The sequence below is a fragment of the Stieleria sedimenti genome, from assembly GCF_025060895.1.
Taxonomy (GTDB): Bacteria; Planctomycetota; Planctomycetia; order Pirellulales; family Pirellulaceae; genus Stieleria; species Stieleria sedimenti.
Genome location: NZ_JANZKV010000149.1, coordinates 1 through 9,234 on the forward strand (window position 1 = coordinate 1; position 9,234 = coordinate 9,234).

The 9,234-nt window shown below is 58.4% G+C and carries 6 protein-coding genes; all 6 read right to left on the reverse strand.

Going from position 1 to position 9,234, the window contains the following annotated elements:
- Positions 1-92 precede the first annotated feature (92 nt).
- Positions 93-2,138: a hybrid sensor histidine kinase/response regulator gene (locus NZK35_RS19245; RefSeq protein WP_259634151.1), complete on the reverse strand. Its 2,046-nt coding sequence runs from the start codon at positions 2,136-2,138 to the stop codon at positions 93-95.
- A gap of 10 nt (positions 2,139-2,148) precedes the next feature.
- The gene (locus NZK35_RS19250; protein ID WP_259634152.1) at positions 2,149-2,712 is read right to left on the reverse strand and encodes a methanogen output domain 1-containing protein; all 564 of its coding nucleotides are present in this window, start codon (positions 2,710-2,712) and stop codon (positions 2,149-2,151) included.
- Positions 2,713-3,005: 293 nt separating this feature from the next.
- Positions 3,006-3,533, reverse strand: coding sequence for a large conductance mechanosensitive channel protein MscL (mscL, locus tag NZK35_RS19255; protein WP_259634153.1), 528 nt, complete (start codon positions 3,531-3,533; stop codon positions 3,006-3,008).
- 77 nt (positions 3,534-3,610) lie between these two features.
- Positions 3,611-4,096, reverse strand: a complete 486-nt coding sequence (locus NZK35_RS19260) for a Dps family protein (protein ID WP_259634154.1) — start codon at positions 4,094-4,096, stop codon at positions 3,611-3,613.
- Between the two features lie 497 nt (positions 4,097-4,593).
- Positions 4,594-7,167: a DUF1588 domain-containing protein gene (locus tag NZK35_RS19265; RefSeq protein ID WP_259634184.1), complete on the reverse strand. Its 2,574-nt coding sequence runs from the start codon at positions 7,165-7,167 to the stop codon at positions 4,594-4,596.
- 219 nt (positions 7,168-7,386) lie between these two features.
- On the reverse strand, positions 7,387-8,724 hold the full coding sequence (locus tag NZK35_RS19270; RefSeq protein ID WP_259634155.1) for a DUF1552 domain-containing protein: 1,338 nt from the start codon (positions 8,722-8,724) through the stop codon (positions 7,387-7,389).
- Positions 8,725-9,234 lie beyond the last annotated feature (510 nt).

Consider the following 9,234-nt stretch of genomic DNA (forward strand, 5'->3'; position numbering starts at 1 on the left):
CCCTCCCATCATTCTGCCCCATCGTTTTGCCACTCCGGCTACCAAACCGCGTTCGGAACCGCGCCCACCGATGGTTACCCCGTTCACCTTGTCTAGCTGCGGTTGAACCGAGGATGACTGAGCAACTCTCGGAGCTGATCGATACTGGGCGGTTTGACCAGATGCTCATCGAAGCCGGCGACCTTTGATTTCAGGCGGTCTTCCTGTTGCCCGTATCCGGTCAGCGCGACCAGCAAGAAGGAATGGTCCGTCGTCAATTCCCGTATTCGGCGGGCGAGTTCGTATCCGTCCATTCCGGGCAAACCGATATCCAGCAGCACCAGGTTGGGCCCGAAACTTGAAAATTTCTTCAACGCCGATGGACCGTCTTCGGCCGTGGCAACCGCCTGGGCACCGAGCTTTTCAAATAGTTTTTCCATCATCAACCGGGCGGCTCGATTGTCATCGACCGCGAGCACCCGCAATGGAAACGGCGTCACGCAAGCGGCTGGGCGAACCGCCGGCCCTTGCGAACCGGAGGGAGCACTGCAGCACGGCAATCGAACCGTGAAGGTACTTCCGGTCCCCAGCCCACCACTTGCGACCGACACCGTACCGCCATGCATCTCCACCATGTTCTTGACGAGGGTCAGACCGATCCCGAGGCCACCCTGGGATCGTTCGAGTGTTCTGTTGGATTGAGTGAATAGATCGAACACTTGCGGCAACAGGTCGTGATCGATGCCGAATCCGTTGTCTTGAATATTGATCGACACCCAGTCGCCTTCTTCTTTCGTCACCGTGATCGAGATTTTTCCGCCAAAATCGGTGTACTTGCAAGCGTTCTTGAGCAGGTTCTCGATGACCTGGGTCAGCCGAACGGGATCGGCGTCCAACCAAACCGGTTGCTCGGGCAGCCGGACGGTCAGTTGATGGCCGGCCTGCTCAATCGTGTAACGCAACATGTCACGCGCATGCTCGACGAGCTGGTCGACCGGCACGCGTTGGCGGCGCAATTCGACTTTGCCGCGCATGATTCGTGACACATCGAGTAAATCGTCGATCAGTCGAACCAAGTGTTCGACCTGTCGCTGCATCATGCGGATGGCGTCTTGATGCTCGGTCTCGCTGAGGACCAGTAGATCCAAGCCGGAGCGGACGGGCACCAACGGGTTTCGCAATTCGTGTGAAAGCATGGCGAGAAACTCGTCCTTTCGCCGGTCTGCTTCACGCAACGCCTCGGTCTGGCGTGCCAGCCCGTCTTCGATCGATTGCTTGCGGATTCGCAATGCAATTCCATTGGCAACGGATTCGAGCAGCGAGGCGACCGATTCGCCAACGGGATAACGAGAAAACATTGCCATCACACCGACGGTCTCCCCATCATCAATCAACGGATAGCCAGCGAACGCAATCATCCCTTCACGCTTGGCCCACTGCTGATCATGAATTTCCTCGTCTCCGATCACGCGGTTGGTCACGTGCGCTCGTTGCCCGGCCGCAATACGTCCGATCTTGTAGTCGCCAAAGCGAATTCGACTGTGCCGGCCATCAAGATGCGTGTACAGCCCACTGCTGGCGGTCAACTTTAGTTCGGTTTGCTGTTCATCGGCCAACCAGAATCGCGCAAAGGCAGCACCCAAACGATCGACCATCAGATCCGCACACTTCGCCAACGCCTCTTGCAGTCCGCGGGACTGGACCAATGCAATGCCGATATCGCGGCCAAACTCGGCAACATCACGCTCGGTCCGCAGTTGCATTTCTGCCGACCTGCGACGGGCAATTTCTCGATTGAGGCGATCGAACTTTTCATTCAACGACGCAAACTGCCGGGTCGCGATGTGTTGGGGTTCGATGCGGAGCAACAGCAAAACACGTCCGTCAGCGTCCGTCGTCCGGCGAGCGATCACACGGTACGACTGAGCGGGTTCACCGAGGTCAATCGAACCAATGGTCTCTTCCGACGTTCGCCGCGCCAACTTCAACAGATCCTTCACACGTGAGGCTGATTGAAGTACAACGCCGCTCAAGTCGCGATGCCGTAATTGAGCCTGGTCCTCGACGCCGATGATCGCGGCAGCCTGTTGATTGCCCGCTCGGATGGTGCCGTCGGGTAAGACCAGCAGCAACGCCTCCTTGAATGCGTTGCCGAACATCTCAAATGATTCAGGTGTCAACGTTCGCACCCTGGCCGAGTTCGTCCGAAAAGTATTCACGCCCGTCGGCCGATCGACTCTCTGGCGATTGTTGCAAATAAACCACCACCCGACACCCCGCATCGCCGCGGGCGATCGCCTCCTGAATCTCCACTTTGGCATAGCCAAGATTCTCGGCGGTGATCATACCAAACACGTTGGACGTCATCATGCACAACGCGGGGCGGTCCAACACGTTGTCGCCGAAGGGACAGCGGCGGTTTCCGAGCACAATTTTTTCGTCGTCTTGGGAGACGATATAAAAATCTCCTTTGATTCGGCGTTTCAGATCCACAAGAACCTCGCCGACCTGCTGAGCGTTGAATTTGTCACCGCCGGACGCTGCCCTGTACATCTCGTTGATCCGCTCTCCCATCCGCTGACCGACCACGGCCACGAATCCAGACGCCTGATCCAATCCGACGACGTCCTGCAGCGTCCCCGAAAGTTCACGCAGCAGCGTTCGCATGAAATTGCCGCGAGCCAAGTCGATGGGCAATTGATTGATCACCGGAAGCTCGGGCTGATGACTCATAGCGGTTCACTCGTGCGGCAGCGGGTGGCTCCACCCAGAATAGTCCCTGTCAATGCTACCACAACACGATCAACGTCGTGCATTGCCCATCATAAATCTTCGGGTCGAAGCCGCAGCGGAATCCGCTCACGAATTCAGGGCCAAAGTAGCTGGCATGGGGTGAGAGCCTGCGGGCCTCGGTGTGTTTCCGTCGTCATTGAGGCCCGCCCGCGCGCGGCTGATCCGACGTAGGACCTGACCAGGCCCGGCCGACTCAGGCCCCGCCAAATCAGGGCAAGGAGACCCGATCGCGGTCACTGCCCTGCAAGGCTGCGATCCGCGGCGACTTCCGCAGGCACTTCCAGTTTGGACGTGCAGTTGGGACAACGGGTCGCCCGATAGGCGATCGTGGTCCGGCAGAAGTCGCATTTCTTTTCGCTCGGTTCGCCTTCAGGCGGTTTTTCGCCAAACGCTTCATCAAGTTGCTCATCCAGTCGATTGACCAGGCGGATGATGACAAACATCGCAACCGCAACGATGCACAGCGTCAGGCAGCTATTGAAGAACTCGCCGTAGTTCAGCGTCACCGCACCGGCATCCTGCGCGGCTTGCAGCGTTTGAAATCCGCCCTCCGGCACGCTCACCCCCTCGGGGACGTCGAGCACCCAGAACAAATCAGAAAAGTCGGCATTGCCAGCCAGCAGTCCGATCGGCGGCATGATGATGTCGTTGACGAGCGACTTGACCACGGTTGTGAACGCCGCCCCCACGGTGAACCCGATCGCCAAGTCGACCATGTTCCCGCGCAGGGCGAATTTTTTAAAATCTTCGATCAGACTCATTCTCGAGGGTGCTCTGGACAGAGTGTCAGGAAGGGTGAACGCAGCAGCGCAAGTCGCCAAGACTGCTGGCGATTGTCCTACTCTTGTGCCTGCAGCATCCAAAGATGCTTTTCCATTGGGCCGGCAATCGCGATCAGCAAATCTTCGCTGACGGGATCCAAGTCGCCGAGTTTTTCGATCGCCGCGCGCAACGAATCGATCGTGGTCTTGGTCGCGTCGGCGACAAGTGCGATCGACTGCTTCACGTCGACAAATTCGCGCGGGTAATCTGTCAGGTCGCTGTCGGCGGCAACGGTGCACGATCGCCCGTCCGCCGCGACGCCCAACGCGGCAATCCGCTCGGCAACCTCATCGCTGGAATCACGCACCGTCGCAATGATCTCGTCAAGCTGCAAATGAATGCTGCGAAAATTTGGACCGAAGACGTTCCAATGCGCTTGCTTCATGAGCAAGGCGAGGTCGACCAAATTGACCAAGTTGTGCTGCAGCAGCGCCGTCACCTGCTCGTTCGTGTCGCCCTCGAGAATGTCGCGTTTGAATTGAGTTTGGGTGGTCGTTGCCATAAGAATCTCCGTGAAAGGATGGTGACTGAAAGACACGAGACGGGCACCGGTTGCTCAAAGACAAACGGGGACCGCGCGAATCAAACAACGCAAACCTTGGGCCAAAGCCAGACACGCTCCTGCGGAAGATGCACAAGAACGGCGAAAAGGTGCAAAGGGTTGGCAAGACCGCGAGATTGAAACCCTGCCGGGATCGCGCTGAACGCGATTCGAACGCATTGATCGATCAACAACCAGCTCGGCAATCAGCGGAAAAGGAATCCAGCAACCGTTGGTGTTTTAGCCTTTAGGCGATTCCCGGTCGCTGCGACGCAGCGATATTGGGCGGCTAAAGCCCAATACCGCTAAGTTAAGGTGACGGGGAGGCCCGGACGCTGGCGCGAGCCTACGGGCACCGAGTTGAGGAAACCACGCTTAACTTAGCGGTATTGGGCTAAAGCCTGCACACCAACACTCAGGCCATTCGTGTCGGATCTCCCGCCTTTGTTGCTGAATCTCTATTTCGATTCGGCCAACATTCCGGGTTCGGTGCGGGTGCGGTAGAGAAAAGCGTCCGACGTCAGTAGTGAGGTGATCAACGCATTCATACTGCCGCCGCTCTCCTTGTAGGCGCGGTGGGCGTCTTGCAGCACGGGTGCGTCGTGGAGCGTTTCGTTGCGGCCCATCCAGAAACGGAACGCGTGACGCACAAAAACCTGTTCGGCACGTTCACTTTCGGCGAGTTTTTGGATCATCTCAATCGCATCGGCCACCTCGCCGTCGAGTTCAGGGTCCCCCGAATCGATGATCTCGCCCGTGGTATCGACGGGTTTGTCGAGTTCCAGCGTTCGATACAGCCCCGCGTGGTTGTACATCTCGAACGGCAACCCGAGTGGATCCATTTTCTCGTGGCAGGTCCAGCAATACGTTTCCCGCGTAACCCGCATTCGTTCGCGCAGCGTGCTGTGGGGTTCATCGGGCAGCATCGCATCGACGGTGATCGGCACATCGGGAATGCCGCCGCCGAGCAGCCGTTCGCGGACCCATCGACCGCGCAAGATGGCGTGATTGTCCATCGCATCGGAGTGTGAAACGAGCCAACTGGGATGGGTCAGGATGCCCAACCGTTGGCCTTCGGGTGCGGTGGCGAGGACTCGTTCAGGTTTCATCGATCCGTTGCCAAAGCTGCGGCGACTGACGCGGGCAAAGAGATTCGGTCCGGACAGGTCGGCCTGGTCCACGCTGTGATTCTCGGTATCGCGCCGCCTCTTGTTGATCGCGGCCAGTTTCTTTTCGGCAGCCGAGACCGCCCTCTCTTTCGCCGTCAGCTCCCTCTGTTTCTTCGCCGTGTCTTCGTCCGGATTCGCCTTCATCGACTGCTCAAACGCTGCCAATTCCTTTTTCGCCGATTTCAGCGCCGCGGACGCCTCCTTCGTTTCTTCGGCCGCTGCCCGTTTTGCCTCCGCCGCCGCAGCAGCGGTTTCTTCTGGAGTTCGCTTTCTGCCGAAGTAGACCTCGTCGGTCTTGGTGGCGACCACCTTGTCCGTCGTCAGCAGTTGTTTCAACACATCCTTGTCTTCGTGAAGGATCAGTTCGACCAAGCGGTCCGTGCTGGCTGTCGCGTCGAACATCGCGCGGTAGTGCGACACACCCCTCGCGTTGACGCCAGTTTCCGCGAGCGCTTTGTTGTCTTTGCAGATGTAGCCGCCGAGGTCGTAGTCAAAATAGTCCCGAAAGAACTGCAGGATGCGAGGCTTTCGGATACTGTCATCGGCGAGCATTCGCTGAACTTCGCGGCGCACATCGTCCCGGGTCCGCATGCGTCCTGCCAGGACCGCCGTCCGCAGTTCGTCGTCGGGCCTGATGTACCGCAGTGCGTGATTGACGGCCAGACCGAGCTCCCAGTCTTGCAGCATGACGCGTCCGTGCGGATCCGGCGAACCGTACTCGACAAGTTCCGGCCGAAACAGCGCGTCACGATCCAGAAAGATCGACGACAGACCCAGGACAGCCCCGTCTTCTTTGCCGAGCTTCTGAATCGATTCGTTGACAATTTGCAGATACTGATTCGACTCGCGATCGGTCGGCGGCCTGTAGGTCAACGCCTCGAACAAGAACTCTACCGCGCCGCGCACACGCTGGTCCGTGACACCGTCTTCTTTCATCAGGTCATAGACCGGCGTCAGTGGACGAACCACCTTGGTGCTGTAGACCAGACTGGTCGGCAAGCCGCGAAGGTCTCCCACCATTTTGTCCGCAATCGATGCGGGATCGTCGGTGATCTGATAGGGCTGGGCGATACTCAGCGGACCTTCGGCCATGTAGCGGATGATGTCGTCGGCGACGTCCAAAATCTGCGTCGCTTCGGCGCTGTTGACCGTGTAGAAATCGGGGTAGTTTTCCAGCCCGTGTTTGCGTGCCGACGACAGGATCGCGGGAACGCTTTTGACCGACGTGGCGTAGGCCACCGTGCCGCCTTGCCACTTGATGATGCGATCGACGCCGAAGTACAACTTCAGTTCGCCGCCATGATTGGTCGGCACAACGTCGCCGTGTGTCCGCAACCCCGGTTTTTCAGGATCATATTCCGGTTCCGTGTTGATCAGCTCATTCAGACGCGTGATGTGTTCCTGGGGCGTCACCCGCCAAATCCGGGCCGGCGACGATGTCGGCACCAATCGAATCTCTTCGGGCAACGCGCCGAACAGCAGGTCGTGATCAATGAAGTTGCCCTTGTTCGGGTCACGGTGATCATGGAAACCGCCCTTGTCCCGCATCACCCGCGACAGTTCGTCCACAATCCAATCGGAGAACTGCAACCGGTCGACCACTCCAAGCTCCGATGCGTCCGGCGGAGGCATCTCCTGCAGCGAGACCTGCGCCCACACGCTTCTCCAGGTGCCGGCATTGATCTCGTCGACCGGCCCCAGATCTTGCAGCGACAGACCGCCCTCCGGTGCCGTCTCGCCATGACAGTCGATGCAGTGGTCGGCAAGAAATGCCCCGGCAAAGCTTTCATAGTCCTTTTCCAGCGGTTGCCCCGGCGTGTACGTTTCGGCATCCGCCGACGACATCATGCCGAGTGAAAACATGCCGAAGGAGAAACAGAGCAGGGCACCCCACACGGACCGATGCACGTCAAACGCCAACGAACTCGTTTGTCGGACTTGTTTGCCAGCCGTCATACAGAAAACCTTCAAAAACGTTGTCCAACTGTAGAGTGGCGTAAGCTTCCAGCTTGCGTCCCCCTGGGTTCTTCCAGCTTGCGAGACCCTCCGGATTCAAACGTCATACCGGGGTCCGTTCGTTGCTTACGCGAGCACTTCTTTGAGCGGGCCGTTGCCGGCGTCAAACTTCTTGGCCTGTTTGTCGTCCATGTTGAAGCGATCGACGTTCTGGCCGGCGGCACGCAACAGACTCGCATACAGCGCGTTGATCGGACGTTTGCCATCCAACTGGGTGAAGCAGCCGGACTTGAAGGCGCCGTCGAGGTTGCCCAGCAGCATGACCGGCCAGTTCGCACCGTTGGTGTGCTGCTTGTCAGCGTTGTTGCTGGTGTAGACGATCAGCGTGTGGTCCATCATCGTGCCGCTGCCTTCGGGAACGCTCTCGAGCGCTTCCATGATTCGGACCAGCATGCGGCTGTTGTACTGACGAATCTTGATCCAGATCGGGTTGTCCGGCTGGTCCATGTGCCCCAGGTTGTGCCCCTGCTGCTCGACGCCCAAACCTTTCCATGCTCCGAAGATCTCGCCGCGTCCCGAACCGATCGTGAGCGTGTTGGTGATGCCAGAGGTCAGCGCCGATATCCCGAGGTCCAGCAGACGGTCATGCCAGTCGGTTTCAAATTCGGGATTGGTGTATCGCTCGTCCACTTCGGGTGCGAACTTGCGGAGGTGGTCACTGACCGCACCCAGGCGATCGCGCAAGCCATTGGCTTCTTTGAATCCTTGGACGTATTGGTCGTAGCGTTGGCTGTCGGCCGCCGGAAGCGCGCGACCCTTGGACGCGGCAAACTGTTCAATTTGCAACATCAAGCTCGTCCGCGCTTCGTGCTGCTTGCGAATGTCACCGGTCGAGATGCCACCGTACAACATCTGGTACAGATGGTTCGGGTTGGAATGCATGAAGATCGGTTGGCCGGCGCCGCTGGCGGACAGCGTCGCGAGCGTGGGCTTGGTCGTCATGTTCTCGATCGAATCCATGCCAATGCACAGATGCGGCAACAGTGTCTGCGGCAACACCTTGCTCAATTCGTAATCGATCGTCGGGGCACTCGGTGGCACACCGTCGCTGCCGCGATAGCCGCCCAGGGCGCCGAAAAAGGCGCTGTGCGAGGGACTGGTATGCAGACCGTGCAGCCCGTTGATGATGTGCAGTCGATCTTTGTAGGGTTCCAGCGGGCTGATCGGCTCGGGCAATTTGGCCTTGGCCAGTGAACCGCTATTTTTCATCCCGCTCGGAATGCAGGTCTTGGGGTCAAACCCCTGGTTCTGCATGAAGAAGACGATTCGTTTGGGAGTCGAATTGCCGAGAGGGGGAACGTTCGTCGCAGGTGACGCCAGCAAACGCTCGGCGAGGATCGAAGGGCCAAAAGCAGCGCCGACGCCAGCTGCGATTCCTTGCAGCATGTTTCTACGGTGGATCATTTTGAATCTTTTTGCGGGATCGAAGAATTGCGTGTCAATTGTCCGGCTGAATCGACAGGGAAGTCGATTTGGCGATCGCCTGAAACCGCTACACGCCGGCCGAGGGGTGGGAAAACAGCTGGCTGGGGTAGGACTGGGGATGTGGCGGGTAGACCGATTATATAGCTAGATGCCCTAAGGGGTCCAATTATTTCAAAATCGAAAAAATTAGGCGTCCGGCCCGGTTCTATCATCGGTCGAAGGAGACTGGGAAACCCCGTCATTGCCGTATGCTGGCGGGTTACCGCGTTCACACCGTTTCGATCGACGCGACGATGAACCACTGAACCCGGTGCGGGGGGGGGTACACGCACCACCAACCTGCTGTGCGAGTGCTGCGGCGATCGGTATCGGTTCGCCAAGAGACGTCAATTGTATGACTGAGCGTTTGTGTTTCGAGGGAAACGCCACACCGCAGGGGACGTCGATTCTTTTACTGCAGGATTTAGCGACCATTTAGATTCTCTCCCT